Source organism: Burkholderia pyrrocinia, from assembly GCF_018417535.1.
In the GTDB taxonomy this organism is placed as follows: domain Bacteria; phylum Pseudomonadota; class Gammaproteobacteria; order Burkholderiales; family Burkholderiaceae; genus Burkholderia; species Burkholderia pyrrocinia_E.
In genome coordinates this window covers 574,368-595,735 of sequence record NZ_CP070979.1, presented here as the reverse complement: position 1 = coordinate 595,735, position 21,368 = coordinate 574,368, and the positions used below count along the sequence as shown (strand labels likewise).

The following is a 21,368-nucleotide window of genomic DNA, read 5'->3' as shown; positions in this document are numbered from 1 at the left end:
GGCCGCTGGTCAACGGCCTGCTCTGAACGGACGTGCCGTCTAATGGAAAAGGGGCGGCCCTCGGAATAGGGTGCTACTGGAACAAAAGTCCATGCCGCTGATAACTGGCAACATTGACAGGGATTGCTCCAATTCGAGTTGCTACCGAGTCGACGACAGCACCGCCTCGCCTATCCTTTCCGTTTGGAGATGGGCGGATTATTTCTTACGCGTGACGCCATTTTGCCAACGTGGGCAGCTCGCGCTCGGTGGCCGTATCATCCAAACGGGTCCAGCTATAAAACGTGCCGTGCCATCCCGGAACGGGTAGCGGGGCCGCGCAGTGAATGTCCACGAGGCCCGGCCGATAGGCCTGAGACGGCCAGAACAGCGGCATGATACGGCGCGCTTCCATGCCGTGGCACAATTCGGCCGGTCCGTCCGCGTCGGACACGATATCGCAGTGGAACGACCAGTCCTCTTCGTTCCAGGCGAGAAATACGCTTGGCGCGCCGGCGGCGTCGAACATCAGCACCGCGTCCTGATTGGGGCGCCAGTAGTATTCGACGATGCCTTCCCGCGCGGCCACCTCGTCGATCAGTTTGACGATCCGCGGATCCCGGTAGGTCGACCCCGCTTCATGCAGGCTGATGTGCCCGCGGGCCGCACAGTACTTGCGCTTCGCGTTGTCCAGCACGGTTGCCAGCTTGCGCGCCATCTCGACGTCGGTTTTCTTCAGATAGCAATCGATCAGTCCCGCGTTGAACGCGTCCACCGCCTCGCGCTCGTCGGCGACGCCGGTAAGCAGGATTTTCATGCAGTTCGCGTTGCGGATGGAGGACAGAAACTGGATGCCGTCGACCTCCGGCATTGAATAGTCGACGACCACCGCGCCCACCGCCTCGAATCGGGCGGGATCGGTGAGCGCATCCTGGCCGATCGCATTTCCGCCTTTTTTCTCCGCACCAAAATAGTCCGCGGCCGTTGGTGGCATCTCCGCGTCACGCGACGACACGAAGTCGAGCGCCGCCTGGGGTTGCGTAAAAAAGCGGTTCAGGTGTTCGTCCGGAAATGCGCCCCGCAGCGCCTGCAGGAAATCCGGATTGTCATCGACAAACACCACGGACACGGGATAGAGCACCGGCTGCCTAACGAAGGGTTGCATACGAGTCTCGATAAATCAGCAGAAGAAGATGCGGTACCGGAGACGCGTTACCGCGAATGACGGTCGCGTTGCACGACCGCGGCAATTATCCGGCGAAAGTGGGACGCACATCAACTGCTCGTCATCCGCGAATTCGGCACGTTTTGACCGCGCCGCTCGGCAGAATTGCACGGGGAGAATCGGGCCATTCCTTCTCGTTGAAGGAATGCGCAGCTACCGCCAGTAGCGACTCAAGGAGTTATCCATGTTGACGCGAGACGCGATTCTTCACGTCCTTTCCGACGAAACGGCAAATCTGTCCGAGAAAACCTTCCACCACGTGATCGACATTTACCTCAAGGATTCAAATGCTTTCATGAACACCTATTTCGCACGCTACTTCGAATGGCAGGGCGTGTGCCGTGAACGCTGGTTTCACGAATGCATCCACAACAATCTGCTGGCGGCCGGCGGGTCGTTCGTGACGAAGCGCGCGCATCAGGAATACATCCAAGAGACGTTTCCGTTCCAGCGGGTCGATTGCTTTCTCAATACGTTCGAGGTTCGGCAATGTTCGGCCTATCTGCTGTTTCGCTTCTACGTTGACGGACGACAAGTGTCGCTGGGGTATCAGCAGATAGTGTTTGCCGGTTCCGACAAGCGGATCCGCCGGTTTCCGCCGGGCATCATCGAGCGGGTCAAGGCGTATGAACTGATCCTGCCGTCCGCCGCGAACTGAATGTGAGACCGCCTTACCCGATGCGATAGCGCCGGGTGGGCGCCGGCGGATCGCGCAATGCTTGGTCCGCCGGCGAACCGGGCTCCGGCAACCGAATCGTGAACGTGGTCCGGACGCCGGGGACGGATTCACATGCGATGGTGCCGCCGAACGCTTCACATACGCGGCGGCAAAAACTCAAGCCCATGCCGGCACCGCGACCGTGCGATTTGGTTGAGAAGAAGGCGTCGAAGATTTGAGGGAGTACATCGGGGGCGATGCCCGGGCCCGTATCGCTGAAACGCACCACGCAGTAACCGTTGCTGCGATGGGCCTCGATCTCGATCTGCCCACGGCCGTTTGCGTGGATCGCGTACAGGGCGTTTTTCAGCAGATTGAAGATGACGAAGATCACGAGCGAGTCGGATCCGGAGAACTGAAGGTCCGGATCGATCGCGTCGACCGATATGCGGTCTCGCTCACCCGGACGGAAGGGAAAGCGATCCACTGCGGCGTCGACACAGGCCCGTATCGGATAGGCCGCGAAGCAGTGGCGATCGAGTCGGTCCAGCGTAAAGGACGCCAGGGACATTTCGACCACGGTACTCGTGGTGTCGACCTGGCGCCGGATCGACGACGCGAGCGTCGGCAGCCGCTCCAGCTGTCCAGGATACAAACCGTCGGCGCACAACCGGTGCTCCACCGCTAGCCGATACCCGCGCAGCAGCACCGGCAGGACGTTGCGCAGCTCGTCCGCGTGCAGGCCGATCGCCGCCAGCGGCGTGGCCACTTCGTGCGCGACCGTCGCGGCCAGGAGATAGGGGCCCATCAGGCCATAGCGGACGATCGACGTCGCGAGAATCCCGAGACTGATCGCGATAAACAGCACCCCCACCGGATAGAACTCGACTCCGTAGTTCACCGCATAGTCGGTCGCCGCGAGCGAGTAGAGGCCCAGGCTGACGAGACATTGAGTGAGCAGTTGCCGGACGTCTCGCGCTCGCTCCTGTCGTCTTGCCTCGATCAGGAGCCAACCGCTGCGGCCGACCAGGAGTACCGTCTGCACGACGTGCAACGGATGCAGTGGGCCCGCCTTGGGATACGGGCCAAAGAAATGCAGGCGGAATCCATCGACGACCGCATTGCTCGTGACCAGCAGCACCGCCAGTAGGGCGCAGAGTCCGTAGGATGCGAACATGATCGGCCGCTCGTCCCGGCGCGACACGATCTCCGTCACGAAATGATAGAAGGTCGTCGGCAGAAAAAGGATGAACAGATAGCCTGCCTTGACTAACAAGTTGGCGACGTCCGCCTCGGTCGTCTGGAACAGGAAGGCCCACGTTCCCTGCCAGACGAAGGTCGTCGCGCACATCAACGCGAACGGGACGGATACCCGCGTGAGCCCCTTGGTGGCCAGCACGTAGAGGCCAAACCCGAGAAACAAGGCAGATACAAACGCGGGAAAGATCGAGTACATGATGCGTGAATCCACAGTGTTCACTGGTCGCGCACCACTGAACTGTCTTGGCCGGTGCCATTTGCGAGAGTAGCACGCAGCGGTAGGCGAGCGAGCGCGGCGGGTTTGTCCACGGGGCCTCCGCGCATCACGATTGTCGATCACGCGGGTGACGGGTGCCGGATAGGATAGTCGAACGCCATCATGATCAGGAGCTGGCCATAGAAATGAAATGGCCAGCCCGATCCCAGCGACCGTTCTACGATAGGGGGGGGGCGGTCCACGGTAGAGGAGAGCGCCATGAACGAGGTCACGCTGATCGGCATCGATTTGGGAAACGCATGAACGTTACTTCGGCGGACGCCCTATCTACAGCCTGACCACGAAATTGGAAGCGGCCTTCCCGATGCGCGGCCCGTACCAGCGGCAGCCCATCCAGAAGAAGAGGCGATTGAGCCAGCGAGCCGGCCACGGCATCGGACGCAGCACGTCCACCAGCAGGATCGCGCGGATCCCGTCGCTGTGATTGATGATCTCGTGGTTCCAGCTGTCGTCGAACATCATGCTTTCGCCTGCTTTCCACGTGTAGACCTGATCCTTCACGCGGATCGACGGCGGGTTGGTCTCGGGTACGTGCAACGCCAAGTGATAGCGGATGTAGGAGCGGGTTGGCGCGGAATGGGCCGGGATCGACTTGCCTGGGTCGAGGATCGAGAAGAATGCTTGCGCGAGGTCGGGGATCTGATCGAGCAGCGCGGTGGTGCGAGGCGCGAGCGCGCGGTTGTGCTCCGGCTTGACGCCGTAACTGAACAGCATGAACACGTTCCAGCGCTTGTCGCGTTGATAGCGCCCCGACGCATGAATCAGGTCCGTATCCAGCTCGTGATATTTCGGCATCTGATCCTGCTGCGGCAGAAGCGCGTCGAGTTCACGCAGGATCTCTTCCTTGTGCTGGTCGAGACAGCGTAGCGACGGGTAGGTGCGGTCGATGTCGAAGAACACCGGCCGCCTGCGCCCGCCGCAAAATAGATCGAAGAACGGGATGAACAAATAGGCCGCGTTATACAGCGCGATATTTTTGCGCAGCCAATGCAGCGAGGACTTCAGTTTCAAGTTCATGCGGTTCCCTTTCGCAGGACAGTTCGACATCTTGTTCGATTAAAATAATGTGTTAATCACGGGGTCGAAATTAACCACGGCCAACCGGAAACCGAGAAGGAAACACCCGAAAATTGCGCACACGTGCTTACGGTTATAGGAAACATATCTGCTATCCCGCAACCCCACAGTTCTGTCAGGTTGACGGACGTTTTTTCACAACTAGAATCGGCCGTAGATTATTCGTAACCAGACCAACGCATCGGGGAAAGCATGACGCCACTTAGCTAGCGTCTCGCTACACACGCGACATGATCGACCTGTCGCGCGATCGACATCGCACCTATCGAATCAAATAGACGACCCGGTTCAGCGAATGCTGTTTGGAGACATCGGCACGTGATCGGGCGGACGAATGTATTGCACATATCTATGTGCATGAGTCGAAATGAGTACGAAAACCATGAAAATAAGCGATGCGTTTTTTGATCATTTCACTATTCAAATCAATATGACGGTCCGTTGCCGTCGCATCTTCGTTTTAATTTTCCGAACCGGGGCAAGGCCATTTCCGGTGTCGGTCCTGTCGAAGGGGCTGTCTTCGCGTTGCTTCCGGACCAAGCCGCGCATGAGTTGACGAAGCCGCGTGTGCCGCATGCCGGGGCGGCCGGGTTGTTGCTGTTCGTCTGTTCTGTCCGGGCGTTTCCGCCTATGCGCGCGTTGCGCGGGCGCACCGCCTTACCAGCCGGCGAGGTTCGCCTCGCCTGTCACTTCACGAGCACATGGGGGTTTGCATGGTGACTTTGACGAGTACCGAGGCACAAATTCTTGAGGCACGTCTCAAGCTCTATGGCAAGACGCTGGCCGATCTCGAGGGCAAGTCGCACAACACGGGGCTGCTGGCGCACAACGAAGCCGGGCGCGCCGTGCGGTTCGGGCATCCCGACGGCGGCGCGGACGTGCCGGGCGAAGTGCGGGTCGTGCAGGACATCGCCGAGATGAAGCGTCTCGGCGGCGTGCCCGACTACCACTACACGAAGGAACACTTCGGCGACAGTCATATCGACTATCCGCCCCCGCCGCCGCAGTCGGCACTCGTCGCGGTGCAGCAGCATGCGGGCGATGTGTGCCGGCTGCAGGACACGCTCGATCCCGCGACGCTCGCAGATGTCGACCGCGCGTCGAAAGCGTATCTCACCGGCAATTCCGCGCGGGTGAAGGACTGGGAGCCCATCATCAATGCGCTGGCTTATCCGCTCCAGGGGACGGTGGTCAACGCGGGCGATGTGGTGGTGCAGCCGGGCCATCCGCTCGTGATCAACGGGCCGGGGCCGGTCGCCTTCAACGCGAATTCGATCACCGTCGAACCGGGCGGCCAGATTCTCGTGAATACCGAAGTGACGTTCAACGTCGGCGTGTTCAACATTCTGTCCTGACAGGGGAAATCCACATGGGTATCACGACGATCGGCTCGGTGTCCGCACCTGGCTTCGCTGGTCAGGCAGGGGCGCAGGGTACGGCAGGGGGCACGGGCAGCTCCGGTGCTTCCGGTTCGACCGACAACAAGGGGCGCTGCACGAGCGGCGGAACGGCGGGTGGCACCGGCGGTAACGGCACGTATGGCGGCACGGGTGGCAACGGCGGCAAAGGGGCGGCCGCGGTCGGTATAACGTTCACCGCAGCGACCATCAACGGCGTCCTCTCCATCGAGACGTCCGCGGGCGCCGGCGGCGGCGGCGGCAGGGGCGGCAACGGTGGCAACGGTGGCAATGGCGGCTCCGGCGCGGGGGCCAACGGCCAATGCTCGGCCACGAGCGCCGGTCGGGGCGGCAACGGCGGCCAGGGCGGCAACGGCGGCAATGGCGGCAGCGGCGGCGACGGCACCACGGTGACGGTAACGTACGGCACCCTCACCGGCAGCATCATCTGGGGAACGGGGCAAAAGCCGACCGGTGCGCCGGGCGGAGCCGGCGGCTCCGCCGGCGAGGGTGGCTCGGCAGGGAGCGGCGGCACGGGCGGGGCCGGCGGGGGCTCGTCCGGCAGCCCCGGCAACCCGGGTTCGACCGGGGCGCCCGGCAGCCCGGGGAGCCCGTGTCAGTTGAGCATCATCCAGAAGCGACTCGCATCCGTGCTGGAATGGGAGGCCCAATGACTACGCCTCCGGTCATCACCATCAGCGCTCCGCCCGCAGGGCCCGGTCGTCCGGGCAGCCCGGGCACGGAGGGGCTGCCCGGCGAAAACGGACTGCCCGGCAAATACGAGGGTCGCGTCTGCTATCCGTCGGGCAACGGCACGCCCGGTCAAGCGGGCGGCGCGGCGAGCAACGGCACCGCAGGCATCACGGGCAGTTCCGCGCCGCAGTGCGTGATCTATCTGGGCGGCACGCTGAAAGGCACGCTCACGATCCTGAGTGTCGGCGGCACCGGCGGGAACGGCGGCAACGGCGGGGCGGGCGGAGTGGGCGGAGCGGGCGGCAATGCCGGCCAGAATCCGCAGGCGTCCTGCCTGACGCAGCACTGCGTGCAGCCGGCCAACGGCGGCGAAGGCGGTAACGGTGGCGCGGGAGGCAACGGCGGCAGCGGGGCGCCGGGCGGCAATGGCGGCGACATCTACGTCTACTACAGCTCCGAGAACCAGGCCGGGCACATCGCACCGTCGTCGATCGGCGGCGTGGGCGGGCAGGGCGGCTCCGCCGGCACCGGCGGGCTGGGCGGCGCCGGCGGCTTGAACGAGCTGGTCCAGGGGAGCCCGCAGACGCAGGCGGCCCCGGGCTTGCCTGGGGCCGTGGGATTCCCGGGCCAGAACGGCGCGCCCGGCGGTAACGGCAAGGTCGTCGTGACAGCGAAGCCGACGGCACTTCTGTCGGCGTGAATCAAGGGCTTTCTTGCACCTCGGTGCTGCCGTCGATTTCAGCGGCGCGCCGTGTCATCCGTGCGATGACGCGGAGCGCGACCCGGCCTCGTCATGCGCGGCCGGGGCCGGCGGTGGCACGACCAACCTGGTTGCGGACATGAGCATCTTTTCATACAGCGCGCAGGACGCCGCATTGATGGCGGGTCTTGCCGAGCAGGCTGCGGCGAACCTCGACAACGTGAATCCGCCGCCCGGCTGGAGCGTGGCGCGAACCTTTCGCAACGGCCTGTATGGCGCGCAAGGCTATATCGTCGTGGGCACCCTGCCGTCGAACGGCGAGATCGTCGCCATCGTGGCGATGGGCAGCACGTGGGACGACTACACGCAGAACTTCACGTCGTCCGGACTCCAGCTGGCGCCCGTCACGTTCGGTTTGCCGGCGAGCCGGGCGCCGGCGTTCGCCAGCCACACGCTCGCGCTGCACACGCAGCTGCGCGCATTCTCGAAGCCGCTGCGCGAATGGCATCGGCATGACGAGCTGCGCCGGGTGCTGGCGCTGCCTCAGCAGATGCGCCGGCACAGCGACGCGTTTCGCAGCACGCTCGACGACTGGCTGGCCGCCTGTCCGGCGCCGGGCGAGGCCGTCGGCGAAACCCGCAACGCCGGCCAGCAATTGCTCGACCAGGTGCGCGAGATGGTGGCCGCGACCGATCCGGTGCACCATGCGCCGGCGCTGGAGCGCGCCATCTCCCGCGTCCACGAGACGCTGTTCGCGTCGGTCGCCGGGATCGACGGCCGGGTGCAGGTGGGCTACCTGTCGATGTGGTACGGCGTGCAGGACGCGCTGGCGGACGCGTTGATCCATGTCGGGCGGATGCAGGTGTTCGCGAAGCAGTTCCCGGTGGTGTTCGCCGGCATGACGGCCGGCGGCCCGCTCGCGCAGCTTGCCGCGGCCTATGCCGCGCCGCGCAACAACTGGGGGCCGTCGCAGCAGTCGCCGGTGACCGACATCGCCGTGTACGCGCTGTCGTCTCCCGCGTTCAGCGACGCAAGCTTCGCGAATGCGTTCAACGGCGCATTGCCGACCGCCTACACCGTGAACGCGAGCGGCGTCGATTTCTTTCCGTCGGCGCCGACCCGGAGCCCGGACAACATCCAGCTTGCCGTCACCGGACAAACGCAGACGCTGCACGCCAGCGTGCCGACCTACGATGCGCCGTGGGCGGAGCGTACCGCGTGGTTCTACGGGCAGGCGCTCGGGTTCTGCACCTACCTTCGGCAGCCGTGCTGCGCGGATTGTGCCGAGGGCGACGAATTGCGCGACTACGCTGGATTCGCCGTGCGGGCGACCCCCGGGCAATACGAGCCGGAGACCGCCGCACCGCTGTCGATCCTGTGCGCGCTGGCCTATCAGCGCTTCCAGCATCCGGCAACCGCGGTCGCGCCGCCCGCGCCGTGGGTCTATGCGGCGGACATCGCCGACGGCGACAACGTGACGTGGGGCGCCGTCTTCGTCGATCCCGCCGGCGGCCGGATGACCGTGGCGTTCCGCGGCACCGTGTCGGCGCTGGAGCTCGTGCAGCGCGTGGCCGATACGTCTGTCTACTACCCGGCGTGGTTGAAGGGTGCGCCGTCCGACGCGGGCGTGGGCCAAGGCATCGGCACGCTCTACGATGCGCTGCGCGACAACGTCGCGGCGGCCATCCAGGCGACCCGCCCGAAGCTGCCCAACGGCATCCGCCAACTGCTGCTCTGCGGCCACGACGCGGGAGGCAATCTGGCGAGCCTCGCGATGCTGGACATGACGCAGAACCCACTCAACGGCGTGCCCGCGCCCGCGCAAGTTTACGCGTTCGGGCCGCCCCCATTCGCACTCCTGACGTTCACGCGGTTCTACAAGACGACCGTGCCGGCGAAGTCGGTTTTCCTGGTCGCCCGGGTGGCCGACGTGGTGCCGCAGTTCAGTCTCAACTACACGGTATACGGCGTCGGCGATCCCGTTGCGCTGACCGGGGGGGATGCCGATCCCGTCAACGGCAACAGCTACCACGCGATCAGCAGCTACATCGCGTTGCTCAACCCCGGCGTGGCCGCCGGGCCGGGCGTGAAGGCGACGATGGCCGACCTGTTGGAGGCCGCGGGGCTGCCGGCGGCGGCGCATGTGCTGTTCAGCCGCGCGCTCGCGCAACGCGACATCACGCCGGGGCAGGTCATGCGCGGCGTGCTCGACAGCGCATCGACCGACGACGGGGTGTTGCGCATCGCCTGGTCGTCCCGGACGCAGATGCCCAGCAGCCTGCCCAGCCTCGGACTCGATCCGCGGCGCATGGACGCCTATTTCGCCGTCGAGAGCATCCGTCTGCGGCCCGGGCATCGCCTGCTGATAGAGGCCGATGTCGGGCACGCGCTGCATCTCGTGGTGGGCAGCATCGTGCTCGAACCGGGCGCGCGCGTCGACGTCGGCGCCACGGTGGTCGCGAATATCGGCCTGCTGCAGGGTGCGTCCGGTGGCGAGCCGTCGCCCGTGCTCACGGTCGTCGGCCCGCCGGGAATGGACGGCCTGTCGGGCGGTGACGGCCCGGCCGGCGGCGACGGGCCGGGGGCCGGCATCAGCGGTTCCCCCGGTGGCAGCGGCGCCTCCGGCGCGCCAGGCGGCCGGGGCGGCGACGCGCCGAACGTCAATTGGAGCGTTGGCGTGATCGTCGGACGTCTGACCGTGGAGGCACGCGGCGGCGCGGGCGGTCAGGGCGGGCGCGGCGGCCGTGGCGGGGCGGGCGGCCGCGGCAACGGCAATGCGCAAGGCGGCGGGGGCGGCGGGGGTGGGGCCGGCGGCGCGGGCGGCCCGGGCGGGAACGGTTCGAGTGTGAATATCTACTTCGATCAGTTGGGGCCGGACGGCGGCGTGACGGTGGATGCGAAATCGGCACTGGGCGGACTCGGCGGCGCGGGCGGCGCCGGCGGCGCGGCGGGCGCGGGTCGGCCGGATGGCCAGGGCGGCACCAACGGCCCGAGCGGCGCGGCGGGCGCGAACGGTTCGCCCAGCGTGGTCACGTTGCGGCAGCGTGCGTAACGCGGCTTCACACCCAACGGGGCGGCGCATTCGCGGCGTTCCTTCGTACAGGAGTCCAGCGGCATGAACCAGCCAACCAGTCCCGAGCTGTTGAGTCCGTCGACCACGCCCATCCTGATCAACGGGCAACGCCTCGAGCCCACCGTGGCCGCGCTCGGCCTCGCGGTCGGGCTGCTGAGGGTCGCCGGTGACGGGCCTGTCTATGCGCTGAACGCCGACTGGTTCGCCGATCCGGTGGGCAACATCGGCAAGGCGTTCCGGGACGACGGCGGGGATCTGGCCGCGCTGCTGGTGCAACTGCTCGGACAGGTGGGCGGCCACGCGCTGGGCCTGCCGGTCAGGAACCCCGGCAGTCTCGGCCAATGGATGCCGATCAACAATCCGGCCACCGGCAAGCCGACGGGCGTGTACCTGGTGTCGGAGACCGACGCGGCCGGCGCGCAGGTGTTCGGCCTCGGCGTGATGTACGTCAGCACGTTTGCCGCGTCGGCGCTGCCGAGCGGCCCCGCGAGCGTGGAGGTGTCGCTGTGGGGCAGGCTGCCGCTGCTGAAGCTCGGGAAGGGCGAGTTCGCGCTCACGCTCGGACAGCCGGGCTATCCGCTGCAGGTGGGCATCGCGGTGGGCGCGACGGGCGGCGGCAAGATCGTCGATCAGGACGGCCTGTCGTTCAGCGGCGGCAAGATCACCGCGAGCATCGACATGGCGGCGCCGTCGGTGGACATCTCGGTGCTGGTGCAGCAACTGCAGCTCCCGACCGCCGTCGAGCCGCGCGACTATACGCTGGCCGATCTGCAGGCGATCTCGTCGATCGAACTGATCAGCACCATTGCCACGCTGGGCGTGATCGCGCTGAGCGACGTGGTGGGCGATGCGCCGCAGGCGCGCTACCTGCTGCCGGTGCTCGGCCTGTCCCCGCGGGCGACGCCCGGCGACGCTCAGGCGCCGATGCTGCCGCTGCTGCGCTGGGATACGGTGGTGCAGCAGGCGGTGTCCGGCGGCGATCCAGCCCAGCCGTTCATGACGTGGTTCGCGTCGCTGTTCGCCGATCCGGCGCTCGGCCGCACGTGGCTCGGCTACGTGGCGGGCCTGATCGGCGGCGCGCCGGCCGACGTGACGGGCGGCGGCACGCGCGACGATCCGTACGCGCTGCCGCTCCTGCATCTCGACGGCATCGGCTCGCTGAACTTCACGGCCGCGACGGTCGTCGACGCGCAGGGCTTGCGCACGTTCTATCCCGGCCTGTCGGTGCGGTCCGAGGCCACCGCGCTCGGCAATGCGGCGCGGCTGAATTTCGGCGGCGCGCTGGAACTGGGGGCGTTCGCGCTGTCGGCGAACCGGCTGGCCGTCACGCCGCAGATCCGTTTCGACGCCGGCCTGCGCCTCGACGGCCCGAAGGCGGGCGCACCGCTGTTTTCCGGCAGCGTCGGCGGCAAGGACTATGTGTTCGACGCGCTCGTGGCGGGCATCGGCCTCGGCGTGAGCGCGTCCGGCCCGGTGATCCTGCCGCGCTTCCAGCTGCTCGGCGTGAGCACGCCCAACGGGAGTTTCGACCAGCTCGACCTGCTGCAGCCCGGCAAGCTGGTGGACCAGCTGATCACCGAGGTGTATTCGCTGATCGCCGGCGCGTTCACCGCGCTGTTCGGCAGCACGGCCGCCAGCTTCGGCGGCTATGCGGCGGCCATCGTTGGGGTGACGCCGCCGGATACCGGCGCGGCCGCGTGGCCCGATGCGCTGGTGCCGCCGTTCAGTGCGAAGGGCATCGCCGCATCCTATGCCGACCCGGTGGGGGCGCTGGGCGCCTATTACGCGAAGCTGCTGTTCGGCGGGATCGAGGTCGACGGCAAGCCCGCGTTCCAGGCCATCGTGCAGACCTTCGCCCGCCTGCTCGCGCAATCCGGGCCGGCGACGGTGACGGGCAGCGGCACGCGGGCCGACCCGTGGCTCGCGCCGCTGTCGAGCACGCCGGTGTCGCTGCTCGCGTATGCGGTGCCCGCCGCCGACGGAACGCTCGCGGGCACGCTCGTGCTCGGTCTCGCGTTGACCCCGCCGCTCGCGATCGCGGGCGGCCCCGCGCTGACGCTGGCGGTGACGCTGGAGCTGCTGCAGCTGGAGGTCGCGGCCGGCGGCGCCGGCCTGGCCGGCGCGCAGGTGTTGCCCGCGCTGGCCGCCGCGTTCGCGCTGCCCGACGGCTACACGACGCCCGCGGTCGCCGGCGCGCAGTTGCGCGTCGCCGGCAGCGGGTTCTCCGCGCGCTGGGCGCGCGGGCAGGGCTGGGTCTGGGACATGCGCGTCGGCCAGCCGGCGGTGATCGTGAACGGCACGTCGATGCCGGTCGGCACCGACATGGTGTTCACCGATGCGAGCGCGCTGCAGGATCTCGTGACGCAGGCGGCCGCGACGTTCGCGCCGCTGCTGACCCGCCTGCTCGGCGTAGCCGCATACCGCAGCGGCACGCGCGGCGGCCTCGCGTTGACCGGTATCCTCGGCCTGCTGCCCGATCTCGCGGCGCAGATGCCGCCGGGCGTGACCTGGCCCGCGTCGATGCCGACGCTGACGCCCGCCAATTTCAACGATCCGCTCGGCGACATCAACGCGCAGCTGGCCGGCGTGTTCGCCAGCCCCGACCAGGCCCGGGCCGCGCTCGGCCTCGCGGGCTGGGCCACGTCGTCCGCCGCGCGCGCGCCGGACATCACGGGGGCCGGCACCTACGCCGCCCCGTTCCGGGTGCCGATCGGCCTGCCGCTGCCGTTCGATCTCGGCGTATGGATCGATCCGGCCGCGTCCAGCGTCGGGCTGGGCGCCGCGCGCGGGATCGCGACCACGGTCGGCCATACGGCCTGCACCGTGACGCTCGCCGGCAATCTCGTCGAGTACGCGCTGGGCAAGGCCCCGGCGCCGGCCCAGCCGATGCTGCCCGCAGCGGTGCTGTCGGCCGTCTTCACCGGCACGGCCGGGCTCTTGATCGATGATCCCGCGGGGATCGGCACGCTCGGCAGTCTGACCGTCGGCTGCACCATGGGATGGCAGCAGGGGCGCTTCGTCCTGCAGCCGCTGTTGACGCTGACCGACGTGAACTTCAAGGGCTATCTGCCCGCGAGTACGCTGTCGCTGCCGCCCACCAGCGCCGCGCCGAACCTGCTGGACGCGTTCGGCGGCCAGCTCAATCTCGCGGTGGGCGCCGTGTTGCAGCAATTCGGCGCCAACCCGACCTTCGAGACTGTGCTGGAGCTGCTCACGCGTCTCGGCCTGATGCAGGTGGACGTCAGTACCGGCCGCATCGTCGGCATCAATGCCGGCGGCTTCAACGCGCTGGTGTCCGATCCGCTCGATTTCCTCTGCCAGGGCCTGTTGCGGCTGCTGTCCGACGAGGCGCCGGCGAGCCTGCGCGGCGGTCCGACGCCGCGCCAGCAACTGTTCGACCTGTGGTGGAAGCTGCTGGGGGTGACGCCGCCGGACACGCCCGTCAGCCTGCTCGCGCTTGGGCATGCGCTCGGCTTGCTCACCGATGCCGACACGGGCTACGCGCCCGTCCCGTCGGCGTGGCTGCCGCTGCTCGCGCGGCCCGCGCAAACGCTGCCGCGACTGTTCGCCACGCTGTGGAACGACAAGGTCGCGCTCGCGGCGCTGCTGAGCGCGTGGCAGAGCAATCTCGATCAGGTCGCCTACGGGCCCTTCACGCTGTCGGTGAAGAACGGCAACCAGCTGAGCCTCGAGATCGCGGAGACGGCGCCCGTCATGGTGGGCGGCATCCTCGCGCTGTCCGGCGCCGCGAGCTTCAACTTCCTGACCGGAACGCTCGACGTCGCGTTCGGCGCGCGCCTGACGCCGGTCGGGCTCGGCATCGCGACCGCGCTCGGCTATCCGCTCGGCGGCGGCGCGACGGAGCCGAGCTTCAGCGCGTGGGCGACGTTCGGCGGCACCGGCCTGCCGGCGCCGCTGCCGGTACAGTTCTGGCCGTTCGATACGGGCCGCTTCGTGACGAGCCTGTCGAAGGTCGCGCCGGCCTACGCGTTGGGCACGTTCGTCACCGGCGTGGTGGAGCCGCTGCTGCTCAATCCGTATCCGCTCGCGCAGGCCGCGTTCAGCGCGTTCGGCCTCGCGTGGCAGGACGCGGGCGGGCGCTGGTACCTGAAATCGCCGCTCGGCCTGTTCGAGCAGCCGCTGCGCTGGCTGCTCAACGACGCGGTGGTCGGGCTCGACGGTCGGCTCAACATCGCGCAGATCGCCAAGGTGCTGGCGCTGATTCCTGCCGCGGGATCGGCGTCCGGCGTCAGGGTCGAGCCGGTCGCGCAGGGCATCCGCGTGAGCGGGCTGCCGTACAACGTCGCGATCGATCTCATCGCCGACACCGGCACCCAGCGTTTCATGGTGAAGCCATTGCTCGCCGCGCCGCTGGACCTGAGCGTGGACGCCGCGCGCATCGATGCGCTGCAGTTCGCGTTGTCGCTGGATCCGTCGTTCCAGCCCGGGTTCACCGCGGGCGTGACGGTGTCCGGGCAGGTCGGCGCGCAGCGGCTGGCGGTGGTGAGCGGCTACGACCGTGGCTTTCTGCTGTCGTTCGGCACGGGCATCCAGGCGCCGGCGTTCGTCGTGTTGCCGTTCCCCGGCTGGCAGACGCTCGTCACCGCGGCGGTCCAGCAAGCCGTGCCGTTGCTGGTCGAGCAGTTGACCGGCACGCTGCTGGATGCACTCGCCAACGGCGGCGCGGCCGATTTCGCGCAGCGCTTGCGCACGGCGGGCGCCGCGCTCGACGTGAAGGCGCTGCTGACCCGGCTGCTGAGCGTGGGCGGGCCGGCGCAAGTGCCCACCGCGGCGCTGGCGTGGCTCGGCGACCGGCTCTCCACCGCCCACGCGGGCCAGACGATCGGCGCGGTCACGACCCTGCTGAATGGCGTCGTGGCCGGTGTGACCCAACAGGGCAACCTGATCGCGTACCAGCCGTCGCCGAAGCTGCCCGTCACGCTGCTCGCCGGGCTGGACACCGGCACCACGCCGGGGCGGCTGGGCCTGTGGGTCGAGCTCGATCCGCCCGCCATTCCGCTCGTGAAACTGCGCCTCGGGCGTAGCGGCCTGAGCCTGCCGTTCAATGCCGACGGGACGCCGGTGAGCGGCACGCCGCTGTTCCAGCTGCAGGCGTCGGTGTGCGCGCCCATCGAGGGGGCGCAGGGGCCCGCGCTCGACATCGCGTTCGACACCGCGTCGATGCGCTTCACGCTGAGCGTCGATCCGATGGGCGGCGGCGCGGCGCCCAGCCCGTTGTCGCGCGCGCTGCTGCCGAAGCCGTTCGGCCTGACGGATGCGACAGCGATCGCCGCGGCCGCCGGCCAGTGGGCGCTGGCGATCCTCGTCAACGTGGTGCCGCGTTACGTGTCGATGGTCGTGCTGAACACGCCGGTCGTGACCAAGTGGCTGGGCACCCCGCTGTTCCCCGGTGGCCAGGGGCCGAGCACCGGCCAGATCCTCGTCGGCAGCCAGGTGCTGCTGCAGGAGAACGCCCAGTACGTGCTCAACAGCTTCGACGCGCTGCGCGCGCTGTCGGTGCAGGAATTCCTCGCCGGCCTCCTCACCACGCTGCTGTCCACCCGGATCAAGGTGCTCACGCTGAACCAGACGGGCGGGCTGTGGATCGGGCCGCAGCCCGGCACCACCGGTAACTACGGCATGGTGCTGCAGCTGCCGGACCTGGTCCTCAAGTCCAGCGTGCCGCAGTTCAAGCTGCAACTGGGCGCGACCGACAGCGAGTGGATCGCGCAGACGGGGCTCGACGCCACCCAGCTGCAACCGGGCATCGGCGTGTTCGTGCCGGTCGACGCCACCACGCCGCACTTCGACCGGCTGCGCCTGATGCTCGTCAACGTGGGCGTCGATTTCGCCGGAAGCGATGCGAATCCGCTCGTGAACCTCGCGCGCTTCAAGATGAAGTCGGTCGGCCCGCGCGGCCTCGTGACCTTCGACTTCGCGCAATCCGGCGTGGTGACCCAGTACGGCGGGGCCGTCCTGCTCGAGCAGATCGCGCCGTCGCTCGTGCCGAATGCGGGCGGCCGCGGCGCGAATCCGATCGCGCAGAACCTGCTCGGCAGCGGCAGCGAGACGTCGCCCGATGCCGCCAATCCGCCCGCCAGCCCCGCGTTCTCGGCCACGGCGGCCTATGGCCACCAGACGACGCCCGCGAAGGGCGGGCTGTGGGTGCAGCTCTACGATGCCCAGGGCCAGCCGTCCCAGCAGGTGGTGGTGCCGGTGCAGCGCGGCTTCGGCCCGCTGTACGTGAACTCGATCGGCGCGGGCTGGCAGCAGGCCGCCAAGATTCTCGACGTGCTGTTCGACGGCTCGGTGAAGCTCGCGGGCCTGCAGCTCGACGTGATCGACCTCGACGTCGGCATCCCGGTCACCGATCCGACCAACTTCGACAGCTACCGGCTCGATCTGCGCGGCCTCGAAGCGAGCTTCAAGGGCGGCGGCATCGACATCGGCGGGGGGCTGCTCAAGACGACCGTGCCGATGCTGAGCTACACCGGCCAACTGGTGGTGAAGACGGCCGGGTTCTCGCTGGTCGCGCTCGGCGCCTATGCCGAACTCCCGACCACGAACGGCACGACGCCGTCGCTGTTCGCATTCGCCAACCTGAACATTCCGCTCGGCGGGCCGCCGCCGTTCTTCGTCGAGGGGCTCGCGTTCGGCTTCGGCTACAACCGCGACATCACGATTCCGGCGGTGGGCGAGATCCAGCAGTTTCCGCTGGTGCAGGGCGCGCTCAGCCCGAACACGTTCGGCGCCGACCCGACGCCGGAGAGCGCGCTGCAGGTGCTCGCCAACGTGGTCGCGCCGTCGCTCGGGCGCTACTGGGTGGCGGCGGGCCTGCGCTTCAGCTCGTTCCAGCTGCTCGATACGTTCGCGCTGCTGTTCGTCAAGTTCGGCCGCAGCTTCGAGATCGACCTGGTCGGCGTGACCGCGGCCGCGCTGCCGCCGAAGGTGCCGCGCTCGGCGGCGATCGTCTACATGGAACTGGGGCTCGTCGTCGCGTTCAAGCCCGACGACGGCGTGTTCTACGCGGAGGCCCAGCTCACGCCGAACTCCTTCCTGTTCGCGTCGGCATGCCGGCTCACCGGCGGCTTCGCGTCGTATCTGTGGTTCAACCCGCTGCCGGTGGACGGCGGCCCGCGGCGCGGCGACTTCGTCGTCACGCTGGGCGGCTACAACCCCGTCTTCTCGCCGCCCAAGTGGTATCCGACGCCGCCGCGACTGGGCTTCAACTGGCCGGTGACCGGCTCGGTGAGCGTCGCCGGCGGCGCCTACTTCGCGTTGACGCCGTCGTCGGTGATGGCGGGCGGCTACTTGCGCGTGCAGTTCCACGCCGGCCCGCTGCGCGCGTGGCTGAACGCGGGGGCCGATTTCCTGATCGCCTGGCAGCCGTTCTGGTTCGAGGTGGACATTTACGTGGACGTCGGCGCCGCGTTCGAAACCACCATCCTCGGCGTGTCGATCACGCTGTCGATCGATCTCGGCTGCATGCTGCACCTGGAAGGGCCGCCGGTGCACGGCTACTGCAAGGTGCACTGGTTCGTCATCTCGTTCACGATCCCGATCGGCAGCGGCGGCAACAAGGACGCCGCGACGCTCGACTGGACCGGCTTCGCCAAGGCGTTCCTGCCGCCCGCGAAGTCGCCGACGATGGCGGGCGACGGCGTGCGCCTGGCGGCGGGGACGGATGAGCCGCCGGAACCCATCAAGACGCAGGCGCTGGCCGGGCTGCTGTCCACGCTCGACGACGGCACCTGGGTGCTGCAGAGCCTGCCGTTCACGATCAGCGTGGAGACGGCGATTCCGGCCACGCAATCGAGCGTCGCGAACTGGGGCGGCGATGCGCTGCCCAACGGGCCGGAGATGGGCGTGCAACCCTGTTCGCGGTTGAACGTGACCACGCCGTTGCAGGTCAGCGTGCTCGACGCGAGCGGCAAGGTGGTCACGCTGCCGGTGGCCGGGGTGCGCGTCGGCGCGCAGATGGGCAGCGCGCCCGCGGCGCTGTGGGGCAATCAGGCCTTCGATCCGGCGGCGCCATCGTCGTCGGGCGACCAGCTGCTGGACGACACGGTGAACGGCGTCGCACTGTCGGCCTTCGCCGATATCGAGCAGAACGTGATCGGGCCGATGGCGCTCGACGCGGTGTTCAGCTTCACGCTGCTGCCGCCCAACCGGCTGCCGTTCGGCAGCGGGCCGCACTACAGCCCGGCCACGCCGATGGATCAGGCCAACGCGCTCACGCGGCTCATGAACAGCATCATGCAGCCGGCGGTGGTGTCGGCCCGCAATGCCATCCTGGCCGCGGTGCAGGCGCAGGGCGTGCCCGTCGTGCCGACCCCGAACCTGTCGATCGTCGCCGCGCTGGGATGGGCGCTGTTCCAGGCGCCGCCGACGCTGGCCCGCCTGACCGAAACGCTGGCGGCGGTGCCGGGCTGGAACCTGCCGGCGCCGGTTGTCACCGGCGCCGCGCAGCCGGCGCACGACGCCGCGCCGCGCGAGGCGGTGCGGCTGCTCGGCGGCCTGCGCCGCTACCGGATGCCGGCCACGGTCGCGCCGCGCGCGGCGCAGCCGGCGGGCTTCCGCGTCGAGCGCCCGACGACAGGCGGCCGGCGTTTCGATCCGGTGGCGCTGTCCACGGCGCCGGCGGCGCTGGCTCACAGCTTCGGCATCGCGCGGCGGGCGGACGACGGGCTCGCGATGCGCGTGAACGAGGGCACCGTGGTCGCCTGCGCGGTGGATGCGCGCGAGCGCATCGCGCTCACGCGCCAGGGGGCGCTGCCCGTGCGCGCCGTGTGCCTCGCCGGCAACGATGCGCTGCTCGGTGAATGGCTGCTCGACGACGGGGTGCCGCACGCGGCGCCCGACGGCACGGCCACGGTGCTGCTCCAGGGCACCGCCGTCGGTCCGCACGCGGCCGTGGGCTGGGAGGCCGGCGCATGGCTCGCGCGCGCGGGATTCGACACCTTCATCGGCGATGGTTATCGCGTGCATCCGCAGGCGGCGCCGCGCTACGACCTCGCCCGCGCATTGCGTGCGCGCCTGACCGAACTGAGCGTGGCCGATCTCGCCGCGCACAACCATGTACGCACCGACGCGGGCATCGTCCCCGGCTGGTTCGATACCGTGTTGCCGGCAGGGCTGCGCAGCATCGCCGTGCTGGTGGCGGGCAGCGAGGACGTCGACGCGGCGTCGCAGGCCGTGCTGTCGATCGACGGGAACGGCGCGCATGCGGCGGTCACCCGTCGTCTCGACGACGGGGTGCTGCTCGTGTATGCGGTCGACGGCGGCGAGGCGGAAGTCGTCGTGCGCACGCGCAATCAGGACGGGCTCGAGGTGCAGGCCGTGCTCGGCCTCGCCGACGCGCCGGAGACGGTCGGCCTCGCGCCCGTGCACGCCGCGAGTTACGGCGTTCGCCTGGGCAGCACGGTCGCGCCGTCGAGCCGTGTCGCCATCCACATGGTGTCTGCCGATATAGAGGAGATCGTTTCATGAGCCTGGGCCAAGATATTCCCGTCCACGTCGAGGGCGAACTGCAGCCGGGGCAGATCGAGTTCATCCAGGCGTGCCTGCCGCCGCTGACGGCGGGCGACTACCAGCTGGCGTGGAAGCAGCAGGTGATCGGCGTGGCGAGCGGCACGCCGCCGGCCTACCAGGGCACGCAGGCGTTCAAGGTGGCCGGCCCGCGCTTCACGCTGCCCGCCGACAGCGTGCAGTCCGTGTATCCGCCTGCTTCGCAGAGCGGCAACTTCGCGGACGTGATGCCGCACATCGTGCTGAACCGCGCGACCTTGCCGTGGGAGCGCTCGCTGCCGGGCGGCGACGGCACGACGCCCTGGCTGGCGGTGCTGCTGCTCACCGACGACGAACTGGCGGGCGCCGGCGTGAAGTCGGTGCCGGTTTCCGGGCTGCTGCATCCGGACAACGGCGCGCAAGGGCCCGCCATCGCCCCGGCCTCGCTGCTGCCCGGCGAGGGCGAGAGCCTGTGCAACGTCATCGACCTTCCCGCCGCGCTGTTCGGCGCGCTCGCACCGGCGTTGCAGGAAGTCCCGCTGCTGTGCCATGCGCGCAAGGTGAACACGGGCGACAAGGAAGAGCTGGGCATCAACGCCGACGGCACGTTCTCGGTCGTGATCGGCAATCGGCTGGTGCCGGCCCGGTCGACGACGGAGACGGTCTACACCGCGTTGCTGGTGTCGCTCGAAGGGTGGAGCGCGCAATTGCCCGGCTACGCCGCGGACGGCAGCACGCCGGTCGGCCACACCGGTGCGGCGTCGCAACTGCGGCTCTGCGTGCTGGCGACCTGGGGTTTTCGCGCGAGCCCGGGCGTCGGCAGCTTCAGCGGACTGATGCGTAACCTGTCGCGACCCGGCGGCATCGGCATGCTCGTGTATCCGCACGATGCCGACGTGGGCAACCCGGACGCACAGACGGCGCTCGACATCGGCTTCGTGCCGCTCGTCAACGCGACCCGCGCCGGCGAGGAAACCACCTCGTGGTACCGCGGGCCGCTGTCGCCCGCGCCGACCAATCCGGCGGCCGTCAAGGGCGCGAAGTACAGCGACACGTTCATCCGCTACGACCCGGCGACGGGGCTGTTCGACCAGAGCTATGCCGTCGCTTGGCAGATCGGCCGGCTGCTGGGGCTGTCCGACGCGGCATTCGCCCGCGCGATGTTCGACTGGCGTCGCGGCGTGATGCAGCAGCAGTATGCGAACCACGCGGAACGCGCGCTGCAGGCGCGGCTGCCCGGCGATCCGGCGCTCGCGCGGCTCGCTGCGCCGCGGCATCCCGACGTCGCCCCCGCGCTGCAGCACAAGGCGGCGCTGTTCGACGTCGCGCGGCGCTACCTGCTGGACGCCGGCGACGGTGCGCCGACGCTGCCGAAGGTGATTCCGCATGCGCGCCGGGCCGATGCGCTGCGCTCGAAGGCGCTGCGTCGCCCGCCCGTGCGGCGCGCGCTCACCGACGACGAGGTGCTGGGCGACCCGCTGCTGCAATTGATCGACGACGTGCTGGGAGGGCGTTCATGACG

At 68.7% G+C, this 21,368-nt stretch carries 10 protein-coding genes; 7 read left to right on the top strand and 3 right to left on the bottom strand.

Annotated features, from left to right (window positions below):
* Window positions 1-205: 205 nt before the first annotated feature.
* Entirely contained in the window at window positions 206-1,144 is a 939-nt protein-coding gene (locus JYG32_RS35690) for a response regulator (protein WP_213268244.1), read from the bottom strand.
* A 244-nt stretch (window positions 1,145-1,388) separates the two neighbouring features.
* Here JYG32_RS35690 and JYG32_RS35685 point away from each other — a divergent pair, with 244 nt between their 5' ends.
* A complete protein-coding gene (locus JYG32_RS35685) occupies window positions 1,389-1,862 on the top strand; it encodes an acyl-CoA thioesterase (protein ID WP_213268243.1) in 474 nt (157 codons plus the stop codon).
* Window positions 1,863-1,875: 13 nt separating this feature from the next.
* On the opposite strand, the gene JYG32_RS35680 is transcribed toward JYG32_RS35685, so the two are convergent.
* Both JYG32_RS35680 and JYG32_RS35675 read right to left on the bottom strand, forming a co-directional pair.
* Window positions 1,876-3,318 carry a sensor histidine kinase gene (locus JYG32_RS35680; RefSeq protein ID WP_213268242.1) on the bottom strand — a complete coding sequence of 481 codons (1,443 nt, stop codon included), beginning with the start codon at window positions 3,316-3,318 and terminating at the stop codon, window positions 1,876-1,878.
* A gap of 348 nt (window positions 3,319-3,666) precedes the next feature.
* Entirely contained in the window at window positions 3,667-4,416 is a 750-nt protein-coding gene (locus JYG32_RS35675; RefSeq protein WP_213268241.1) for an aspartyl/asparaginyl beta-hydroxylase domain-containing protein, read from the bottom strand.
* 773 nt (window positions 4,417-5,189) lie between these two features.
* On the opposite strand from JYG32_RS35675, the gene JYG32_RS35670 reads away from it, so the two are divergent.
* The 6 genes from JYG32_RS35670 to JYG32_RS35645 all read left to right on the top strand — a co-directional run bounded on the left by JYG32_RS35670 (window position 5,190) and on the right by JYG32_RS35645 (window position 21,366).
* On the top strand, window positions 5,190-5,831 hold the full coding sequence (locus JYG32_RS35670; protein WP_174380156.1) for a hypothetical protein: 642 nt from the start codon (window positions 5,190-5,192) through the stop codon (window positions 5,829-5,831).
* A gap of 14 nt (window positions 5,832-5,845) precedes the next feature.
* On the top strand, window positions 5,846-6,547 hold the full coding sequence (locus JYG32_RS35665) for a hypothetical protein (RefSeq protein ID WP_174380157.1): 702 nt from the start codon (window positions 5,846-5,848) through the stop codon (window positions 6,545-6,547).
* A complete protein-coding gene (locus JYG32_RS35660) occupies window positions 6,544-7,266 on the top strand; it encodes a hypothetical protein (protein ID WP_174380158.1) in 723 nt (240 codons plus the stop codon). The genes JYG32_RS35665 and JYG32_RS35660 overlap by 4 nt, the downstream gene beginning before the upstream one ends.
* 139 nt (window positions 7,267-7,405) lie before the next feature.
* A complete protein-coding gene (locus JYG32_RS39530; RefSeq protein WP_213268240.1) occupies window positions 7,406-10,318 on the top strand; it encodes a lipase family protein in 2,913 nt (970 codons plus the stop codon).
* A gap of 63 nt (window positions 10,319-10,381) precedes the next feature.
* The gene (locus tag JYG32_RS35650; RefSeq protein WP_213268239.1) at window positions 10,382-19,828 is read left to right on the top strand and encodes a DUF6603 domain-containing protein; all 9,447 of its coding nucleotides are present in this window, start codon (window positions 10,382-10,384) and stop codon (window positions 19,826-19,828) included.
* Window positions 19,825-21,366, top strand: coding sequence for a hypothetical protein (locus tag JYG32_RS35645; RefSeq protein WP_213268238.1), 1,542 nt, complete (start codon window positions 19,825-19,827; stop codon window positions 21,364-21,366). The genes JYG32_RS35650 and JYG32_RS35645 overlap by 4 nt, the downstream gene beginning before the upstream one ends.
* Window positions 21,367-21,368 lie beyond the last annotated feature (2 nt).

Coding starts and splice junctions, on each gene's coding strand:
- JYG32_RS35675 (WP_213268241.1), bottom strand. CDS start 4,416: ATGAACTTGAAACTGAAGTCCTCGCTGCATTGGCTGCGCAAAAATATC.
- JYG32_RS35645 (WP_213268238.1), top strand. CDS start 19,825: ATGAGCCTGGGCCAAGATATTCCCGTCCACGTCGAGGGCGAACTGCAG.
- JYG32_RS35650 (WP_213268239.1), top strand. CDS start 10,382: ATGAACCAGCCAACCAGTCCCGAGCTGTTGAGTCCGTCGACCACGCCC.
- JYG32_RS35690 (WP_213268244.1), bottom strand. CDS start 1,144: ATGCAACCCTTCGTTAGGCAGCCGGTGCTCTATCCCGTGTCCGTGGTG.
- JYG32_RS35680 (WP_213268242.1), bottom strand. CDS start 3,318: ATGTACTCGATCTTTCCCGCGTTTGTATCTGCCTTGTTTCTCGGGTTT.
- JYG32_RS35665 (WP_174380157.1), top strand. CDS start 5,846: ATGGGTATCACGACGATCGGCTCGGTGTCCGCACCTGGCTTCGCTGGT.
- JYG32_RS35660 (WP_174380158.1), top strand. CDS start 6,544: ATGACTACGCCTCCGGTCATCACCATCAGCGCTCCGCCCGCAGGGCCC.
- JYG32_RS35685 (WP_213268243.1), top strand. CDS start 1,389: ATGTTGACGCGAGACGCGATTCTTCACGTCCTTTCCGACGAAACGGCA.
- JYG32_RS35670 (WP_174380156.1), top strand. CDS start 5,190: ATGGTGACTTTGACGAGTACCGAGGCACAAATTCTTGAGGCACGTCTC.
- JYG32_RS39530 (WP_213268240.1), top strand. CDS start 7,406: ATGAGCATCTTTTCATACAGCGCGCAGGACGCCGCATTGATGGCGGGT.